The organism is Rhizorhapis sp. SPR117 (assembly GCF_021742065.1).
In genome coordinates this window covers 1-1417 of the sequence record NZ_JAKKIE010000177.1, presented here as the reverse complement: position 1 = coordinate 1417, position 1417 = coordinate 1, and the positions used below count along the sequence as shown (strand labels likewise).

Annotated in this window: 1 protein-coding gene; it reads right to left on the bottom strand. The window is 52.7% G+C overall.

The features are described 5' to 3' along the window. Positions 1-1207, bottom strand: a 1207-nt coding sequence (locus L3X40_RS21785) for an aromatic ring-hydroxylating oxygenase subunit alpha (protein ID WP_237367421.1), incomplete at its 3' end; no start/stop codon positions are given. Between the last annotated feature and the right edge of the window lie 210 nt (positions 1208-1417).

The window sequence follows — 1417 nt, the reverse complement described above, 5'->3', positions numbered from 1 at the left end:
TAAATTGGTTATCAAACCCAATTTCAAGAACCGTTGCCGGCTCAGGCCGCGGACCATTCTTAGGTACACGTTTTAGTAAGTAAATATCCATAATCGATTTCTCTGGATCCACCCCGTACGGCCGCCATCGATAAGTGAGGTTAGGCATGAATCCAGCCCAAAAACTCATGTTGGGAAATAGGTTGTAAAGCAGCGCATCCAGTATTTCTGCATCCGCTTTATCGCTGTAATCGTACCCGTCTTCCGCGGAAAAGGCCCTGCGCGAGAAGTCAGCCATGAAGGCGCGCGCTGTCACGCCATCGGGTAGCTCCACTTCGCTTCCTACCCCCGCGCCGCTTGACGACCAGCCGACGCCCAACATGGCCTCGACGATTTCAGCTTGATCATACTCGCGGTTGGCAAGAGGGCTTGACACCATCTGCGCCGAAAAGTGACGGCTCACATGCGCAGAGGGAAGATCGTACTGGCTGTTAACGTCGGCGAGATAGGGCAGGATTTGGGGGTGTGTGGTGAGTGAATGGTGGCTCTCCATGAAGGCTTCGGCGGTCGTCTTCCAATTCGCACGCACTAGCTTCTGAACGTGCACCGCGGTATAGCAATTCTCGAGTTCATACCGCTCGAAATGCTCGTTTATCGGAAACAGAATGTCCTCCAGTGGCGGAGCATTGTCATCGAGGTTTATGAATACGAACCCCCCCCATGTCCCGGTCTTCGCCTCCGGCAGCGCATTTTGCTTGCCTTGCCACTGGGGAAAATCCCAGTCGATCGGGTTGCTTGCAAAACTACCATCTATGTTCCAAGTGATCCCATGGTACGGGCATCGGAATTCATTCTTGCAGCCTGAATGTGTCGCCAGCTTCCGCCCGCGATGAAGGCATGAATTGTGAAAGGCGCGTATCGACCCGTCGGGTTGGCGCGTGATTAGAAGCGATCTACTAACAATTTCGTAAATTATCATATCCCCTGAATGCGGAATCTCCTCCTCCCGACAGGCCATTTGCCATGTTCTCATCCAAACATGTTCAACTTCCTTTTCAAAAAAATCACGATCATAATAACGGTCGACGCGCACCGGTTCCGTCCCGATATCAGGAACCGGTCCCTCGCGCAGATGGTTTGGAACAGGCCGCGTATCGCGGTCGAGAACTTCATTATATGTCTCCCAAGGGTGACATGAGGTCGACAGGTTTGTCGCATCGGCACTCATTGTGAGATCTCCAAATAAATCCGTGTTTGCGGGAGAGCAGCCCGCGTCTTCCGCAGGTTCAAAGAAACCCATCTTTCAATCGAACGACTCTCCAATCGTGGCCTCCTTTGACATCATCCGGCGTATTGGGATCGCACGCACCTAACAAATACAATAGGTGCGACAAGGCGTCAGTCGTTCCATCATGGCGTCGGACCTTCCGGGGAATTG